Annotated in this window: 16 protein-coding genes; 12 read left to right on the top strand and 4 right to left on the bottom strand. The window is 64.5% G+C overall.

The features are described 5' to 3' along the window. Positions 1-182 precede the first annotated feature (182 nt). Positions 183-650, top strand: a complete 468-nt coding sequence (locus tag ACSSV4_RS10340) for a hypothetical protein (RefSeq protein ID WP_454275063.1) — start codon at positions 183-185, stop codon at positions 648-650. 64 nt (positions 651-714) lie between these two features. Here ACSSV4_RS10340 and ACSSV4_RS10335 read toward each other — a convergent pair whose 3' ends face one another. Further along, complete coding sequence (locus ACSSV4_RS10335; RefSeq protein WP_454275062.1) at positions 715-1,599, bottom strand: LysR family transcriptional regulator; 885 nt, start codon at positions 1,597-1,599, stop codon at positions 715-717. Positions 1,600-1,795: 196 nt separating this feature from the next. Between ACSSV4_RS10335 and dctP the strand changes: the two genes are divergently transcribed. The 9 genes from dctP (at position 1,796) to ACSSV4_RS10290 (ending at position 11,110) form a co-directional block, all read left to right on the top strand. Next, the gene (dctP, locus tag ACSSV4_RS10330; protein WP_454275061.1) at positions 1,796-2,785 is read left to right on the top strand and encodes a TRAP transporter substrate-binding protein DctP; all 990 of its coding nucleotides are present in this window, start codon (positions 1,796-1,798) and stop codon (positions 2,783-2,785) included. Between the two features lie 64 nt (positions 2,786-2,849). Next, on the top strand, positions 2,850-3,353 hold the full coding sequence (locus ACSSV4_RS10325; RefSeq protein WP_454275060.1) for a TRAP transporter small permease: 504 nt from the start codon (positions 2,850-2,852) through the stop codon (positions 3,351-3,353). 3 nt (positions 3,354-3,356) lie between these two features. Next, a complete protein-coding gene (locus ACSSV4_RS10320; protein WP_454275059.1) occupies positions 3,357-4,658 on the top strand; it encodes a TRAP transporter large permease in 1,302 nt (433 codons plus the stop codon). Continuing rightward, positions 4,634-5,419: an alpha/beta fold hydrolase gene (locus tag ACSSV4_RS10315; protein ID WP_454275058.1), complete on the top strand. Its 786-nt coding sequence runs from the start codon at positions 4,634-4,636 to the stop codon at positions 5,417-5,419. Before ACSSV4_RS10320 ends, ACSSV4_RS10315 begins: the two co-directional genes overlap by 25 nt. A gap of 258 nt (positions 5,420-5,677) precedes the next feature. Then, a complete protein-coding gene (locus ACSSV4_RS10310; RefSeq protein ID WP_454275057.1) occupies positions 5,678-6,142 on the top strand; it encodes a (2Fe-2S)-binding protein in 465 nt (154 codons plus the stop codon). A 1-nt stretch (position 6,143) separates the two neighbouring features. Continuing rightward, positions 6,144-8,384: a molybdopterin cofactor-binding domain-containing protein gene (locus ACSSV4_RS10305; protein ID WP_454275056.1), complete on the top strand. Its 2,241-nt coding sequence runs from the start codon at positions 6,144-6,146 to the stop codon at positions 8,382-8,384. Between the two features lie 40 nt (positions 8,385-8,424). Further along, positions 8,425-9,483: an AbrB family transcriptional regulator gene (locus ACSSV4_RS10300; protein ID WP_454275055.1), complete on the top strand. Its 1,059-nt coding sequence runs from the start codon at positions 8,425-8,427 to the stop codon at positions 9,481-9,483. Positions 9,484-9,690: 207 nt separating this feature from the next. Beyond that, positions 9,691-10,395 (top strand): corrinoid protein, encoded by a 705-nt coding sequence (locus ACSSV4_RS10295; RefSeq protein WP_454275054.1) that lies wholly within the window; start codon positions 9,691-9,693, stop codon positions 10,393-10,395. Between the two features lie 70 nt (positions 10,396-10,465). Next, positions 10,466-11,110: a DUF1638 domain-containing protein gene (locus ACSSV4_RS10290; RefSeq protein WP_454275053.1), complete on the top strand. Its 645-nt coding sequence runs from the start codon at positions 10,466-10,468 to the stop codon at positions 11,108-11,110. Between the two features lie 31 nt (positions 11,111-11,141). Here the strand turns inward: ACSSV4_RS10290 and ACSSV4_RS10285 are convergent, their stop codons facing one another. Continuing rightward, positions 11,142-11,849 carry a DUF1223 domain-containing protein gene (locus ACSSV4_RS10285; RefSeq protein WP_454275051.1) on the bottom strand — a complete coding sequence of 236 codons (708 nt, stop codon included), beginning with the start codon at positions 11,847-11,849 and terminating at the stop codon, positions 11,142-11,144. Between the two features lie 228 nt (positions 11,850-12,077). Between ACSSV4_RS10285 and acnA the strand changes: the two genes are divergently transcribed. Both acnA and ACSSV4_RS10275 read left to right on the top strand, forming a co-directional pair. Beyond that, positions 12,078-14,828: an aconitate hydratase AcnA gene (acnA, locus tag ACSSV4_RS10280; RefSeq protein ID WP_454275050.1), complete on the top strand. Its 2,751-nt coding sequence runs from the start codon at positions 12,078-12,080 to the stop codon at positions 14,826-14,828. Positions 14,829-15,145: 317 nt separating this feature from the next. After that, positions 15,146-15,289 (top strand): hypothetical protein, encoded by a 144-nt coding sequence (locus ACSSV4_RS10275; protein WP_454275049.1) that lies wholly within the window; start codon positions 15,146-15,148, stop codon positions 15,287-15,289. A 17-nt stretch (positions 15,290-15,306) separates the two neighbouring features. Here ACSSV4_RS10275 and ACSSV4_RS10270 read toward each other — a convergent pair whose 3' ends face one another. Together ACSSV4_RS10270 and ACSSV4_RS10265 are read right to left on the bottom strand one after the other, a co-directional pair. Continuing rightward, on the bottom strand, positions 15,307-15,771 hold the full coding sequence (locus tag ACSSV4_RS10270; RefSeq protein WP_454275048.1) for a pentapeptide repeat-containing protein: 465 nt from the start codon (positions 15,769-15,771) through the stop codon (positions 15,307-15,309). A gap of 8 nt (positions 15,772-15,779) precedes the next feature. Next, on the bottom strand, positions 15,780-16,460 hold the full coding sequence (locus ACSSV4_RS10265) for a hypothetical protein (RefSeq protein WP_454275047.1): 681 nt from the start codon (positions 16,458-16,460) through the stop codon (positions 15,780-15,782). Positions 16,461-16,472: the final 12 nt, after the last annotated feature.

Here is a 16,472-nt window from a genome sequence, read left to right as displayed (position 1 = left end):
TCCGTCATGATTGCTTGCGACGGCCAACCTGGGCGCCATGTCTCTCAGCGCAAATCGGGGCGCAGAAATATGCCGATGCGGATCACTGCCTTTGAAAAGAAGCCCGCGGAAATCCGCCAGCATGCGGTGACACGCCACAAAACCGCGTTGAACATCCCGGCACGCACGATAAGTTTGATCCCATGAGCACTGCATCCAGCCAGATCGGCGCAGTCTGCGCCGCCGCCCCGCCCCGCCCCGTCATGGACGGCCTCTCGTTTCGTCGGTTTGGCGGGCATGTCAGGGACATGGTATTCGGTCTTGTGCTGTCGCTCTTCGCGACGGCGATCGTCTATGCCGAAGAGATGCCCCAATCCTGGGTGCCCGAGGTGCTGACGCTGCCCGATGACGCCGAGGTGCAGATGGACCGGGCCATCGGGTCGAACATCCGGATGTTTTCCTTCAGCACCGCTGCCGATGTGGACGACCTGTTCGCGGACTGGTCCGACGCGCTTGAGAGCGACGGCTATAACATCCGTCCGCAACAGGCCGATCTCGAAGAAACGGCGATCGAGTTTTCGGGCCGGGACATTCTCAACGCAAAGATCGCCCCCGAGGTGGCCAGCGGCGGCGACCGCGTGGTGATCACCTTCGACGCGACCCTCAACTAGGCGGCTCAACGGGTTTCACATCGGGTGACGCGTTGCGGTCTGCGGTTCCCGCGGGTATCCAGCCTCAGAACTCGGCCCAGATGGTGCGGCCCAGATCATCCAGCCGTTCGGGCGAGCAAAACAGCGAGATCGTCATCGTCGCCGTCCAGTCGCGCCCGCCGAGCCGCACCAGCGTGCCGTCCTCCAGCTCCTGCCGGATCGAGAATTCCGGCAGCCAGGCCATGCCCGCCCCCGCCAGCGTGCGCCGCTTGAGCGCCTCGGCCAGCGCATCCATGTAGCGCAGGTCGAGCGCCGGGCGTCGGTTGCCGATGGTCTGATCGACCACGGTGCCGAGGAACGTGTTGGGATCGTAGCTGAGATAGGGCACCTCGCGCCCCATGCGCGCGGGCAGCGTCCAGCCATGGCGCGCCGCCGCCGCGTGCTGTGCCACCGGGATCAGCCGCTCGTCGCAGATATCCTTGCGCTTGAACCGGGTCTCGTCGAGGATCGGGGCCACGTCCTGATGCCGGTAATAGAGCAGGAACTCGCAGCCGCCTTCGCTCAGCAACTGGCAACAGGCGGTCAGGCTGTCGGAAATCACCCGCGTGCGCATCTCGGGATATGTGCGTTCCAGTTCCGCCATGCGCGGTTGCAGGAAATTGACCGAGATCGCGTGCAGCGCCGCAAACCGCTGAAAGCTGGCATTGCCGCGCGCGCGTTCGCGGATCGCCTGGCGGCTGTCGGTGAGATCGGCCACCGTCTGCTGCGCCACCGGCAGGAATTGCCGCCCTGCCTCTGACAGCTGCACCGGATAGGTGGCCCGGTCGATCAGCGGCACGCCGATCCAGTTCTCCAGCGAGCGGATGCGGCGGCTGAAGGCCGATTGGGTGATGTTGCGCTCTTCCGCCGCGCGGGTGAAATTGAGCGTGCGTCCCAGACACACGAAATCGCGCAGCCAGTTGATATCCATGGCGATCAGCCTGCGCCATCGCGGCCCGTCATGCAAGATCGGAATAGTTTGATGACATGTTTGAATTGGCCGACTCGCGCATCGCTGGCCTAGCCTTTTTGCATTGGTCGTTTCCAACGCAGGCGATCCGCCTCTGACCATAATCAATGACGAAGGCCGCAGGAACGGTCTCGCCCACCCCAACACGGAGAGAAACATGACAATTGCCCTCAAAGGACTGATCGCCGCCACCGCGCTCGGCACCACCATTGCAGCGCCCGCGCTGGCCGAGACCACCATCCGCCTCTCGACCTATGTCAACGAGGCCGATATCCGCTATGACGGCTTCGTGCATTTCGCCAAACTGGTCGAGGACAAGACCGGCGGCAGCGTCGAGGTGCAGATCTTCCCCTCTTCCACGTTGCATGGCTGGTCCGAAGGGGTGGATGCGGTGCAGGGCGGTGTCTCGGACATGAGCTGGATTCCCGCCGATGACCGCCTGCCCTGCTACCGGGTGACCTCGCTCTACCCAGCCGCCGTCGATCTGGAAGGCCAGATCGAGATGGACGCCGCCTATGCCGATCTGGTGCGCGATGAGGCCGCAAACGTCAATCTCGTGCCGGTGTTCAACTCCAATTACTCCTACGATCAGGAATGGTGGTTCGAGGGCGGGATTGCCGATCTGGGCGATCTTCAGGGCAAGCAGGTGCGCTCCATCGGGCCGCTGGTCAGCCTGATGATCGAGACATGGGGCGGCGCGCCGGTCTTTGTCGCGCCCAAGGAGGTGTTTCAATCCGCCGAGCGCGGCGTGGTGGACGGCATCAACATGGGCGTCGCCACCTATTCCAGCTGGAAGCTGTGGGACGTCATGCCCTACATGGTCAACGCCAACCTTTTCTACGGCAACGTCAATTACATGATGAACAAGGACAAGTTCGAGTCGATGACTGCCGACGAGCAGACCGCCGTTCTGGAGGCCGCGCGCGAGACCGAGGAATGGCTCAAGCCCCGCTACGAGGATTGGGTCGATCAGCGCGTCGGCAATGCGGTGATGAAGGGCGGCGGCGCGGCCGTCTCGATCAGCCAGGACAAGCGGATGGAGCTGATCAACAGCGTACAAGGCACCTGGAACGAGACCGTGGACGCGGCCTGCGGCCCGGAACTTGCCGGCAAGATCCGCGATCTCTTCGCGCAGCACGCGCCCTGATCCCAAAAGGTGCCGCCGTACGCACGGCGGCACCCGCCCGATTTCCTGACAAGGGAGGCTTGCCATGCAACCCGGTCTCGACCGCTTGATCGGCCATGTGGAACGCGCCGTCGTGTGGCTCGCCGCAGCGGGGGCCATCGTGGTGCTCGTGCAGATGGTGTGGATCACCTACGGCGTGTTCACCCGCTACGCGCTCAACTCCCCCGACCGCATGGTCACAGAGGCGACCGCGCTCTTGCTCTTTCCGGTGGCCTTCGCGGGCCTTGCCTACGCGATGAAGGAAGACGCCTATCCCAAGGTCACGATGCTGACCGACACGCTGCCCCCGATGGGGCGCAAGATCGCCGCATTGGTCAATCTGTGCGTGATGCTGGGGGTGGGTCTCTTCTTCTCGCTCGCGGGTGTGAGCGCCACGATCCGTTCGTTCAACTCGGGCGCCTCGTCGGAAATCCTGCTTTGGCCGCGCTATGCGTTCTGGGCGCCGGGGGCGGTGGCGCTGGTGCTGTTCTCGATCTACGCAACCCTGCGGCTGGTGAAGCTCATCCGCACCCCGGCACGGGAGGTCTGAGCGATGGAATGGTATGAAGTCGGCCTCGGCCTTCTCGGTCTCTTGATGTTTCTCATCGCCATCGGCCTGCCGATCCCCTTCGCGCTGGCGGCGGCCTCGCTGCCCTTCCTGTGGCAAATCCAGTCCTTCGACACCTCCATCGTCTCGGCGGAGTTGAAGCTCTGGGGCGTGTGGATCGACTATATCCTGCTGGCGGTGCCGCTCTTTGTCTTCCTCGGAGAGTTGATCGGCAAATCCAATATCGGCCCCAATCTCTACCAGTTCCTGCATCAGGGCGTGCGCGTGCGCGGCTCGGCAGCTTATGGCTCCATCGGGGCCTGTGCCGGGTTCGGCGCGGTCTGCGGGTCGTCCATGGTCGGCGCGCTGACCATCGGCGGCGTGGCCCTGCCGGAGATGCTGCGGCTGGGCTATGGCAAGCGCCTCTCGTCGGGCGTGCTGGCGGCGGGGGGCACATTGAGCGTGCTCTTGCCGCCCTCGCTGATCCTCTTGTTCTACGGCATCGTCACCGATCAGAGCATCGGCGATCTCTTCATCGCGGGCGTCATTCCCGGCCTGATCCTGGTCACCTCCTTCGCCGTGGTGGTGCTGATCTGGGGTATCCTGAAGCCCGGCGACATCCCCGACCGCGAGTCGGCGGTGAGAATGGGCATCCTACAGATCGCCGCCACCGTGGCCCCCATCGGCCTCATCGGCCTTGTCATCACCGTGGCGATCTATGCGGGCATCGCCACGCCCACAGAGGCGGCGGCGGTCGCGGCCCTGCTCACCGTGATCCTCGCCTTCGGCGTGGGCGGCCTCAAATGGCAGGGCTTTACCGACGCGCTTTTCGCCACCATGCGGACCATGGGCTATCTCGGGCTGCTGCTCTCGGCGGGGGTGCTTTTCGGGTTTGTCCTTACCTACTACCGCGTGCCGCATGAATTCACCCAGTTGTTCCTCAGCTTCGATCTCTCGCCTTACGTTGTGCTGACCATCGTGCTCATTTTCTACATCGTGCTGGGCATGTTCCTCGAACCGGTGTCGATGACCTTCATCACCCTGCCGACGATCTTTCCGCTGATGGCCGCCGCCGGATTCGATCTGATCTGGTTCGGCGTGGTCTACACGATCACCATGGAAATCGCGGTGCTGACACCACCCGTGGGCCTCAACCTCTATGTCATTCAGGGCATCGGGCGCGGGCAGGTCAGCATCGGCGACGTGATCATGGGCTGCCTGCCCTTCATCGGCGCGCTCGTCCTCTTGATCGTCATCCTGATCCTCTTTCCGGAGACTGCCCTGTGGCTGCCCGAACAGATGCGCTAACCGCGCGCAGCGGTCTCAGCTACCGGCGCAAGGGCGCAGGCACCCCGCTGGTGCTGGTGCATGGCTATCTGGGTGGCGCGGCGCAATGGCAGGCGGAGATCGACCGCTTCGCCGACCGCTTCGACGTGATCGCGCCGGATCTGCCGGGCTATGCCGGCTCCGCCGCGCTGCCCCCCGCCGACCGGATTTCGGATTTTGCGGCGGCGGTGGTGTCCCTGCTCGACGAGTTGGGCGTGGACCGCTTCACCCTGCTGGGCCACTCCATGGGCGGCATGATCGTGCAGGACATCGCCGCCACCCATCCCGACCGCATCGCCCGGCTGATCCTCTACGGCACCGGGCCGCTTGGCCTCATGCCCGACCGGTTCGAGCCGCTCGACACCTCGCGCGACCGGGTGCGGTGCGATGGCGTGGCGCAAACCATCCGCCGCATCGGCGCGACATGGTTCCGCGACGGCACGGCGGCGCAGGGCTTCGGCATCGTCGCCGATCTCGGCGCACAGGCCAGCGAGGCCGCCGCCCTTGCCGGGCTCGACGCGATGAGCCATTGGGACGGGCGCGGCGCGCTTGCCCGCCTGAAAATGCCGACGCTCGTGCTCTGGGGCGATGGTGACAAATCCTATCGCTGGCCGCAGGTCGAGGCGCTCTGGCAGGGCCTGCCCGAGGCCGCACTCGCCGTGATCCCCGGCACGGCGCACGCGGTGCATCTGGAAAAACCCGCCCTCTTCCATGCCGTGCTCGACGATTTTCTGAGAGCGTGAGCGAGGACGGCCAACCGCGTCGCGCCAGGGCCAGGGCATGTCGCTCAAAAGCGGAAACCGGATTTGAACTGGTCGAAGACCGAAAATGGAGGGCCTTCCGGACAAGGTGCAGCGCCTTTTCAAATCAGGCGCCTGACGGCACCTCTCTATAATCGCCAACCGCCGTTCCACGCCAAACCACGCTCTCAAATCCCGCTTTACACCTGAACCGAACGGTTTATCTTTCGTCGCAGCCCCCGCGCGAAAGGAGCCTGCGCCATGCAACTCAGTGTCAACGGTGCCGACCACCCGCTCGACGATCTGGAAGCCGAGATGCCGCTGCTCTGGGCGCTGCGCGACGTGCTGGGGATCAAGGGGCCGAAATACGGCTGCGGCATCGCGCAATGCGGCGCCTGCACGGTGCATATCGACGGTCAGGCCGTGCGCTCCTGCCAGGTGGCGGTGGGCGATGTCTGGGGCCCGGTGACCACAATCGAGGGGCTGGGCACGCCCGACGCCCCGCACCCGGTTCAGGCCGCATGGATCGACGCGCAGGTGGCGCAATGCGGCTACTGCCAGTCCGGTCAGATCATGCAGGCAGCGAGCCTATTGTCAGAGACCCCCGATCCCACCGATCAGGAGATCGACGACGCCATGTCCGGCAATCTGTGCCGCTGCGGCACCTATCCGCGCATCCGCGCCGCGATCAAGGCCGCCGCCAAGTCGATGAGCGAGGGGGCCTGAGATGGGACGCGCAAGAACCATCGCCCGGCGCACGTTCCTGATCGGCTCGGTCGCCATCGCGGGCGGCGTCGCATTTGGGGTCTGGCGCTACAAGACGCCCTATGCCAACCCCCTGCTCGCCGACCTGCCCGAGGGCGCGGCGGCGCTTACGCCCTACGTGCGGATCACGGGCCATTCGATCACCCTGATCACCCCCCGCGCCGACAAGGGGCAAGGTGCGGTCTCGGTGCAGGCGGCGCTGATTGCCGAGGAACTGGATGTGAGCCTCGATCAGATCGAGACCGATTTCGGCCCGCCCAGCCCGGCCTATTACAACACCGCCCTTGCAGGCGACGCGGTGCCCTTCCGCGCCACCGATGACAGCTGGATGGCTGAGACCGTGCGCGACCTCGCCGATGCGCCGATGAAGTTCCTCGGCATGCAGATCACCGGCGGATCGACCACGGTGCCCGATGGCTATGACAAACTGCGCCATGCGGGCGCGGTGGCACGCGAGACGCTCAAGGCCACGGCGGCGCGGCTGCACGGGGTGGAGCGGTCCGCACTCGGCACCGAGGCTGGCGCGGTGATCCTGCCCCACGGCACCCGGCTCAGCTATCAGAGCCTTGCGTCAGAGGCCGCGCAGACCGAGCCGGTCACAGATGTCACCCTGCGCGATCCGTCCGAGTGGCGGCTGCTCGGAAAACCGATGCAGCGCATCGACATCGTGGCGAAATCCACCGGCACGCAGGATTATGGCATCGACATCGACCTGCCCGAGATGCTGCATGCCGCGATCCGCCTCAACCCCGGTCAGGGCGCGGCCCTCGCCAGTTATGACGCGTCTGAGGCCAAGACCATGCGCGGCGTCGAAAAGATCGTCGAGATCCCCGGCGGCGTGGCGGTGATTGCCGATAACACTTGGCGCGCCATCCGCGCCGCCGAGGCGATCACCTGCGATTGGGCCGCAGCACCCTACCCCGCCGACATGGCCGACCACTGGCAAACGCTGTCGGACAGCTTCGCAAGCGACGCACAGGACAGCCAATTCCGCGACGCGGGCGATGTCGAGGCGGCGCTGGCCGGCGGCGCGGATATCGAGGTCGAATACCGCGCGCCCTATCTCGCCCATGCCCCGCTGGAGCCGCTCAACGCGACCGTGCGCTACACGCCCGAGCGGATCGACATCTGGACCGGCACACAGGTGCCGCGTTTCATCGAGACCAATGTCGCCCGGATCACCGGAATTGACCGCGACCGCATCCACGTCCACGCGGAGATGATCGGCGGCAGTTTCGGGCACCGGCTGGAGGATGAGGTGGTGCGCCACGCCACCCATATCGCCATGGCCATGCCGGGCCGCCCGGTGAAACTCACCTATTCGCGCGAAGAGGACATGGCGCATGACTTCCCCCGCCAGATCGCCATGGCGCGCGGGCGCGGTCGGGTCGAAAACGGCCACGTCACCGCCTATGATCTGGGCATCGCCATGCCCTCGGTGCTCTCGTCGCAGATGGGCCGCCAGACCATCCCCGCGCCGGGACCGGATCTGCAAATCGTGGCAGGTGCCTGGGATCAGCCCTTCGCCATCCCCGATTACCGCGTCACCGGCTACCGCGCGCCGGAACTGGCCCCGATCTCAAGCTGGCGCTCGGTCGGCGCCTCGTCCAACGGCTTCTTCCACGACAGCCTGCTCGATGAGCTCATTCACGCTGCCGGGGCCGACCCGCTGGAAGAACGCGTGCGCCTGTGCACCCACGCCCCCTCGCGCGCGGTGCTGGAGGCGGTCGGCGAGATGTCGAACTGGGGCAGCGCCATGGCCCCCGGTCAGGGGCGCGGCGTGGCCTATTGCCTGTCCTTCGGGGTGCCTTGCGCGCAGGTGGTGGAGGTCAGCGACGGCGAGGACGGCATCCGCCTCACCCGCGTCTACGTCGCCGCCGATGTCGGCCGCATCATCGACCCGGTGAATTTCGACGGACTGGTCAAGGGCGGCGTGATCTTCGGCCTCGGCCACGCGATGAACTGCCAGATCACCTATGCGGATGGCGCGGCAGAGCAGCGCAATTTCGACCGGTATCAGGGTATGCGCCTCTACCAGTGCCCCGAAATCGAGGTGCGCGGGCTGGAGACTTCCCAAAAGATCCGCGGCATCGGCGAGCCACCCGTGCCCCCGGCCCCCGCAGCGCTGGCCAACGCGATCTTTGCCGCCACCGGCACCCGCCTGCGCGAAATGCCGTTCGACAAGCACGTGACCTTCGCCTGAGCCCCTTGCCCCCGCCCGCGCGGGGTGGTTCAAGACGGGTATGCCGCATATCCTGACCACTCTCGCGCTGCTCGCGCTCTCGGGTCTTGCCGGGTTTGCCGCGCAGGCCATCGGCACGCCGCTGCCGTTCATGCTGGGGCCACTCGCCTCTTCCGCGCTGATCGCCACCGCCCTGCCCGACCGCCTGCCGCAGGGCTACCGCTTTCCCACCTGGCTGCGGCTGGTGTTCATCGCCATCATCGGGCTGATGATCGGGGCGCAGGTGACGCCTGCGCTTTTCACCGAGGCGCATCACTACGCGCTGACGCTTGGCGCGGTCACGCTCTTCGTCGGCCTGGCGCATGGGCTGGGCTATGCGGTGTTTCGCGCCTTGGGCGGCTATGACGGCACCACCGCCTTTTACGCCAGCACGCCCGGCGGGCTATACGAAAGCATCGAGATGGGTGCGGCGGCCGGCGCCGACATGACCCGGCTGATGATGCAGCAATTCCTGCGGATCATCGTGGTGGTGACGCTGCTGCCCCTGGGCCTGTCGCTCTGGCTGGGCGCGCCGGTGGGCAGTGCGGCAGGCCAGAGCCTCGCGCGCGCCGATGTGCCCTGGTCGGACCTGCCGCTGGTGGCGCTGGCGGGCCTTGCTGGCTTGGGTCTGGGCCACGCGCTGCGCCTGCCCGCCGGGCAGATGACCGGGCCGATGGCGGTGGCGGCGCTGCTGTCATTGACCGGCTGGCTCAGCTTCGACATCCCGCAATGGCTGGTGAACCTTGCGCAGATGGTGCTGGGCACCGCGCTCGGCATGCGCTTCACGGGGCTGAGTCGGGGGCTCTTGCTGCGCGGTGCGGGTCTGGCGCTGGTGTCGGTCGGCGGCATGCTGGCGATTGGCGTGGGGCTGGCCGCGCTGCTCCATGCCATGACGGACGAGCCGGTGGACGTGCTGGTGATCAGCCTTGCCCCCGGTGGCGTCACCGAAATGGCGCTGGTGGCGCTCAGCCTTCAGGCCAATCCGGCCTTTGTCACCCTGCACCACATCTACCGCATCCTTCTGACGGTCGTGACCCTGGGGGTGATCACCCGGCTGCGGCGGCGCGCCCGGCCTCGCTGAGTGTATCAGACCGGAACAGGCCGGGTTGCAGCAAACCGATAATGATCATGCCGATAATTCAGTCACATCCCGCGCAAATCACAGCTATAGGTCGGTTGCGGCGCGGTCAGCGTCGCAATTCGGAAAGTGGCGATGCGACAAATTGACGAAAGCTGCGCCAGACTTAACAACGATGCGCGCGCGCAGAGCAAGCAAGGATTTCCCCCCATGTCTGACGAAGAAGACGACATCATCCTGTCGGAACTGGACGACGAAGAACTTGTCCAGCAGATGTTCGACGACCTCTATGACGGTCTCCGGGACGAGATCGAGGAAGGCGTGAACATCCTGCTCGAGCGGGGCTGGGCACCCTACAAGATCCTGACCGAGGCGCTGGTGGGTGGCATGACCATCGTCGGCAAGGATTTCCGCGACGGCATCCTTTTCGTCCCCGAAGTGCTGCTCGCCGCCAACGCGATGAAGGGCGGCATGGCCATCCTCAAGCCGCTGCTCGCCGAAACCGGCGCGCCGCGCGTTGGCAAGATGGTGATCGGCACGGTCAAGGGCGACATCCATGACATCGGCAAGAACCTTGTCGGCATGATGATGGAGGGCGCGGGGTTCGAGGTGGTCGATCTCGGCATCAACAACGCGGTCGAGAAATACCTCGCGGCGCTCGAAACCGAAGAGCCCGATATCCTCGGCATGTCGGCGCTGCTGACCACCACCATGCCCTACATGAAGGTCGTGATCGACACGCTGATTGAACAGGGCAAGCGCGATGATTACGTCGTGCTGGTCGGCGGCGCGCCGCTGAACGAGGAATTCGGGCGCGCCATCGGGGCCGACGCCTATTGCCGCGACGCCGCCGTGGCGGTGGAAACCGCCAAGGATTTCATGGCGCGCAAGCACAACAAGCTGGCCGCGGGCTGACACGGGTCACAGACAGGCGTGACGGCCCGTGCCCCGGTGGTGCGGGCCGTTTGCGTTGAAGGGGAAGCGCATGAGCGAACCGAGTGACGATCTGCTGACCGCGCGGGGGCTGCCGCCCTCGGGTGCGGGCCGCATCCTGCTCATTGCCTGCGGCGCGCTCGCCCGTGAAATCCTGGCGCTGAAACGGCTCAACGGCTGGGACCACATGGACCTGCAATGCCTGCCTGCCAAGCTGCACCTCTACCCGGACCAGATCACCGCAGAGGTGGAAAAGGCGGTGGCGGAGCACCGGGGCGCCTATGACCGCCTCTTCGTGGTCTACGCCGATTGCGGCACCGGCGGGCAGCTACAGGCGAAATGCGCCGAACTGGGCGTCGAGATGGTGGCCGGCCCGCATTGTTATTCCTTCTTCGAAGGCAATGACCGCTTCGCCGAACATGATGACGAGATCACCGCCTTCTACCTCACCGATTTCCTTGTCCGGCAATTCGATGCCTTCGTCTGGAAGCCCATGGGCCTCGACAGGCACCCGGAGCTGCGCGACATGATCTTCGGCAACTACACCAAGCTGGTCTATCAGGCGCAGACCGACGACCCCGCGCTCACCGCCCGCGCCCGCGACTGCGCGGCACGGCTCGGCCTCGAGTTTGAGTATCGCTGGACCGGCTACGGCGATCTGGAAACCGTACTGACAGAGCAGGCGGCAAGGGGATAGGACGGACGCTTTGCAAAGCGCCTAACCCGCCTCACGGCAGGCGTGCCACCGCCTCGATCGTGCCGTGATCGACATATTGCAAAAGGATCGCAAGCGCCGCCACGCCTTCGGGGCGATCGAAGGTCAGTTCCAGCGGCTCCTGCGTGTCCCATTGCGCGAGCGTCTGCATCTCTGTCACGATATTGACATAGGTGATCGTCTTGCCGGCATTCTCGCCGCGCTCGATCTCGACGGTCTCTTCGGGCAGGTAGCGCACGAGATGCACCGCCAGCGGCATGGTGCGGGGTTCGGGCGTGCGTGCCGAAAGATGAACCGCGCCGCCCTCTTCTTGCACGGACACCGCGATATCCTCCGCGGATTGCGCGAGATGCTTGTCGATCAGGTCGATCACATCCTTGAGCCGCGTGCCCACCACATGATCGGCCCCGTTGATGATCATTTGCGGCGTGTAGATCATCTTGCGGTCGCTGGCCCTGGCGTAACCGCGTTGCCGGGCCGTGTGGTCCGGGCTGCCGAACGTGTCCTCCCAGCCGATGTAATCCCAGTAATCCACATGCAGCGACAGCGCGAACACGTCGTCGCGCGCCGCCAGCTGTTCGAGAAACGCATCGGCGGGCGGACAGGAGGGGCAGCCCTGCGAGGTGAACAACTCCACCACCACCGGGCGCTCGCTGGCCCATCCGGGCAGCGTCACGAGCATCATGAGCCCGGCAAGGGCGGTGGTGAGTCTCTGTCGCATGGCGTCTGTCACTCCGATGGAACGGCTGTCGATATCGCGGTAAATACCTAGGACGATCCACCCATGATAACCAATCAAGGTTTCGAGAGACAGAGGCGAAAACTTGAAATCCACCTCAATTGTGTGCAATAGTATACAAAAACGATCCCAGCCCTCTTGATCGGTTCATTCAAATCGGTCAGAAGCAGGGTCAAGTAATCCAGCCTCGACCATGAAAGGACGGCCCCCATGCCCATCAGTGTCGGACAAGACAGCGCAAAGACCCGCAAGACCCTCACCGTTGGCGACCAGTCTGTTGCCTATTACTCGATCGCCGCCGCCGAGGCCGCAGGTCTCGGCGATTTCTCGCGCCTGCCCGCCGCCCTCAAGGTGGTGCTCGAGAACATGCTGCGCTTCGAGGACGGCAAGACCGTCACCGTGGACGATATCAAGGCGTTCTCCGAATGGGCCGCGAATGGCGGCCGCGCCAATCGCGAACTGGCCTATCGCCCGGCCCGCGTGCTGATGCAGGATTTCACCGGCGTGCCGGCCGTGGTCGATCTGGCCGCGATGCGCGACGGCATCGTGGCGCTTGGCGGCGATGCGCAGCAGATCAACCCGCTCAATCCGGTCGATCTGGTGATCGACCACTCGGTGATGATCGACGAGTTTGGCAATCCCCGCGCCTTCCAGATGAATGTGGACCGCGAATACGAGCGCAACATGGAGCGCTACCAGTTCCTGAAATGGGGCCAGGGCGCGTTCAACAATTTCCGCGTCGTGCCCCCCGGCACCGGGATCTGCCATCAGGTGAACCTTGAATACCTGGCGCAGACCGTCTGGACCGACGAGGACCAGAACGGCGAGACGGTGGCCTACCCCGACACGCTGGTCGGCACCGACAGTCACACCACCATGATCAACGGCGTCGCCGTGCTCGGCTGGGGCGTGGGCGGCATCGAGGCCGAAGCCGCGATGCTCGGCCAGCCGATTTCCATGCTGATCCCCGAGGTCGTCGGATTCGAGCTGACCGGCGCTATGATGGAAGGCACCACCGGTACCGATCTGGTGCTCAAGGTCGTGGAAATGCTGCGCCAGAAGGGCGTCGTCGGCAAGTTCGTGGAATTCTACGGTGCGGGTCTCGACACCCTGCCGCTCGCCGACCGCGCAACCATCGCCAACATGGCCCCCGAATACGGCGCCACCTGCGGCTTTTTCCCGATCGACGACGAGACCCTGCGCTACCTGCGCAACACCGGCCGCGACGAGGCCCGCGTCGAACTGGTCGAGGCCTATGCCAAGGAAAACGGCTTCTGGCGCACCGCCGATTACGCGCCGGTCTATACCGATACGCTGACCCTCGACATGGGCACCATCGTGCCTGCGATCTCCGGCCCCAAACGACCGCAGGATTACGTCGCCCTCGATCAGGCCGCCTCGAAATTCTTTGATGTCGTGTCGGAATATCGCGGCGAGGATGAATGCGCCGACGCCACCGACATGGCCGCCGAGGGCCCCGCGCCGGACGCGCTGATCGACCCGCGCAAGTCGGTCAAGGTCAAGGGCGAGGACTATGAACTCCGCGACGGCTCGGTGGTGATCGCCTCGATCACCTCCTGCACCAACACCTCCAATCCTTACGTGATGATCGGCGCGGGCCTCGTCGCCCGCAAGGCGCGGGAACTGGGCATCACCCGCAAGCCCTGGGTCAAGACCTCGCTCGCCCCCGGCTCTCAGGTGGTGTCTCATTACCTCGAGGCCGCCGGCCTGCAAGAGGATCTCGACGCCATCGGCTTCAACCTCGTGGGCTATGGCTGCACCACCTGCATCGGCAACTCGGGCCCGCTGCAAAAGGAGATTTCCGAGGCCATCGCCGAGGCTGATCTCATCGCCACCTCCGTGCTCTCCGGCAACCGCAACTTCGAAGGGCGCATCTCTCCGGATGTGCGCGCCAACTACCTGGCCAGCCCGCCGCTGGTGGTGGCCTACGCGCTCGCCGGTGACATGAATATCGACATCAGCCGCGACCCGCTCGCCCATGACAAGGACGGCAACCCGGTCTACCTCAAGGACATCTGGCCGAGCCAGGCCGAGATCGCCGAGATCGTCGAGCGCACCGTGACGCGCGAGGCGTTCCAGTCGAAATATGCCGATGTCTTCAAGGGCGACGACAAGTGGCAGGAGGTCGAAACCTCCGAGGGCGAGACCTATGACTGGCCCGCGCAATCGACCTACGTCCAGAACCCGCCCTACTTCAAGGGCATGTCCAAGGACCCCGGCACGATCAGCAATATCGAGGGCGCGCGCATCCTGGCACTTCTGGGCGATATGGTCACCACCGACCATATCTCGCCCGCAGGCTCGTTCAAGGAAACCACCCCCGCCGGGCAATACCTGCGCGAGCGTCAGGTGCCGGTGCGCGAGTTCAACTCCTACGGCAGCCGCCGCGGCAATCACGAGGTGATGATGCGCGGCACCTTCGCCAATATCCGCATCCGCAACGAGATGCTGGACGGGGTCGAGGGCGGCTATACCAAGGGGCCGGACGGCGCCGAGACCTCGATCTTTGACGCCGCCATGGCCTATCAGGAACAGGGCACGCCCCTCGTCGTCTTCGGCGGTGAGCAATACGGCGCAGGCTCGTCACGCGATTGGGCCGCCAAGGGCACCGCGCTTCTGGGCGTCAAGGCGGTGATCGCCGAGAACTTCGAGCGCATCCACCGCTCCAACCTCGTCGGCATGGGCGTCATCCCGTTCGAGTTCACCGGCGGTGACACCCGCAAGACGCTGAACCTCACCGGCGAGGAAACCGTCTCGATCCACGGTCTCGATGCTGTGAAACCGCAGCAGGAGGTGCCCTGCACGATCACCTATGCCGATGGCACCGAGAAAGAGATCACGCTCAAATGCCGGATCGATACCGCCATCGAGAAGGAATATGTCGAACATGGCGGCGTGCTGCATTACGTGCTGCGCGATCTGGCCAAATCCGCCGCCTGAGCGACAAGGCGGGGCCGGGACATCCCCGGCCTCGCTTGATCCGGCATCGCCACCTCCCCGTCATCGTCCGGCTCGACCGGACGATCTCTCACCTGTCACCCCCCCGGCCCTCAAACCGGCCGACCACCGAACCAGAAAGGGCGGCCTCTCGCGGGGCCGCCCTTTTTCATGGACTGCGCAAGTTTTGGCCACTCACCCACCTCTTGCACGGTTTTCCGCCGATCACGCGAGGATGACGCAATCGCGCAGGCCTTCCCCCTTACATCCCCGCGCCGTTCCCCCATCTTGGTGGAAAGAGCAGAAAAAAGGCGCATGTCATGAGAACCATCATCATCCTCGCGCAGGCCGCCATCCTCAGCATGGTCGCGGTGATCGGGGCCTACGGCGACAACGACCAGAAAACCCCCTGCCCCCTGCCCGCCGCCGCCGAGGCCGCACAGCATTGCGAGGTGGAGAGGTAGGGAAAGAGGCGAAAGCCTCACCTCTCATAGGGTGCCTCGGGCGGCACATAATTCTCCCGGTCCGCCTGCCACTTGCGCCAATTTATCTGCGCGTCCAATTCATCAAAGTGAATTTTGGGCCAGTGATCCGGAAACTGCAATTTGGCCGGAATGGTCGTTGAAGCATCTCCAAACGCACTGTTCAAATGCTCTTGAGTGATACCATTTGCTTTGGCCAACTTGGTGCTGCAGAGATTGCATCCAGAAATATTCGCTGCCTTTAATTCCGCGCCCGAAAAATCCGCGTATTGCAGATTGGCATCGCTTAGATCAGCACCCTGCAAGAATGCACCCACAGCCGTCGCCCGTTTTAAGTTGGCCTCCCTGAAATCAACAAACTGGGCTTTAGCTGAAGAAAGGTTGGCACCCTCCAAGTTTGCCCGGCTCAGACGCGCAGCTCCAAAATTCGGAGTAAACCGTTCATTTTGTTCAATTGCTTGCATCGTTAGCCTCATCTTTGCCACTTAAGTAACACGTCAAGTGCCGCCTGCACGTCAATTGAGGTATCTTGCACCGGGGTGTCTACTTCCCCGGTTACCGCAGGCTGGTGATACTCAATATAGGCGTTGAGCATCTGCAATACCATAACTCTGTCACTCGGAGAGTCGTCCATTATCCTGTTAAAAGTCAGTATAGCCCCCATACGAACCGATGGTTCAGCATGCCCCAACCCCTCGACCGCCTTGTTGATCCGGTCGGTGATATGCCCCTGCTCCACCGTATCGGTCTGTCGCCGGGTCAGGATCAGCCGGTTGATCGTGATCGGCAGCGCGATCACCGCCCCCAGCACCGTGGTCAGCGCCACAAGCTGCGCCAGCGTGAATCGCCAGTTCCACACATCCTCCGCCCCCTCGGGCGGGGCGTGAAAGATGACCTGCCACAGGATCGCATAGAGCCCGGCAAAGAGCGTGCCCGCGACGATGCCCCATGTCAGAAGAAGGATCAGGAACAGAACCGGGTGCAATCCCTTCATGCCCACCGTCTCGGCCAGCCGCCTGATCCGGTCATCCGGCGCGGTCGGGGCCTCGGCGGATTGGCCAACCACCCGCTGCACCCCGTAGAACACCACCGTCAGGCCGATGAAAATCCACAGCAGCGGGTGGGTCGCGATGGTCAGGTAACTCTCAAGCAATGGCACCGTCCG

The sequence above is a fragment of the Roseovarius sp. MBR-154 genome (genome assembly GCF_053628595.1).
Note: the sequence above shows the minus strand (reverse complement) of the source record. Positions and strands in the feature narration are given on the sequence as shown.

Excerpts from the sequence above, each read along its gene's own strand:
- ACSSV4_RS10295 (WP_454275054.1), top strand. The coding sequence starts at position 9,691 with ATGTCTGACGAAGAAGACGACATCATCCTGTCGGAACTGGACGACGAA.
- ACSSV4_RS10300 (WP_454275055.1), top strand. The coding sequence starts at position 8,425 with ATGCCGCATATCCTGACCACTCTCGCGCTGCTCGCGCTCTCGGGTCTT.
- ACSSV4_RS10325 (WP_454275060.1), top strand. The coding sequence starts at position 2,850 with ATGCAACCCGGTCTCGACCGCTTGATCGGCCATGTGGAACGCGCCGTC.
- ACSSV4_RS10275 (WP_454275049.1), top strand. The coding sequence starts at position 15,146 with ATGAGAACCATCATCATCCTCGCGCAGGCCGCCATCCTCAGCATGGTC.
- dctP (WP_454275061.1), top strand. The coding sequence starts at position 1,796 with ATGACAATTGCCCTCAAAGGACTGATCGCCGCCACCGCGCTCGGCACC.
- ACSSV4_RS10285 (WP_454275051.1), bottom strand. The coding sequence starts at position 11,849 with ATGCGACAGAGACTCACCACCGCCCTTGCCGGGCTCATGATGCTCGTG.
- ACSSV4_RS10270 (WP_454275048.1), bottom strand. The coding sequence starts at position 15,771 with ATGCAAGCAATTGAACAAAATGAACGGTTTACTCCGAATTTTGGAGCT.
- ACSSV4_RS10305 (WP_454275056.1), top strand. The coding sequence starts at position 6,144 with ATGGGACGCGCAAGAACCATCGCCCGGCGCACGTTCCTGATCGGCTCG.
- ACSSV4_RS10335 (WP_454275062.1), bottom strand. The coding sequence starts at position 1,599 with ATGGATATCAACTGGCTGCGCGATTTCGTGTGTCTGGGACGCACGCTC.
- acnA (WP_454275050.1), top strand. The coding sequence starts at position 12,078 with ATGCCCATCAGTGTCGGACAAGACAGCGCAAAGACCCGCAAGACCCTC.
- ACSSV4_RS10320 (WP_454275059.1), top strand. The coding sequence starts at position 3,357 with ATGGAATGGTATGAAGTCGGCCTCGGCCTTCTCGGTCTCTTGATGTTT.
- ACSSV4_RS10290 (WP_454275053.1), top strand. The coding sequence starts at position 10,466 with ATGAGCGAACCGAGTGACGATCTGCTGACCGCGCGGGGGCTGCCGCCC.
- ACSSV4_RS10340 (WP_454275063.1), top strand. The coding sequence starts at position 183 with ATGAGCACTGCATCCAGCCAGATCGGCGCAGTCTGCGCCGCCGCCCCG.
- ACSSV4_RS10310 (WP_454275057.1), top strand. The coding sequence starts at position 5,678 with ATGCAACTCAGTGTCAACGGTGCCGACCACCCGCTCGACGATCTGGAA.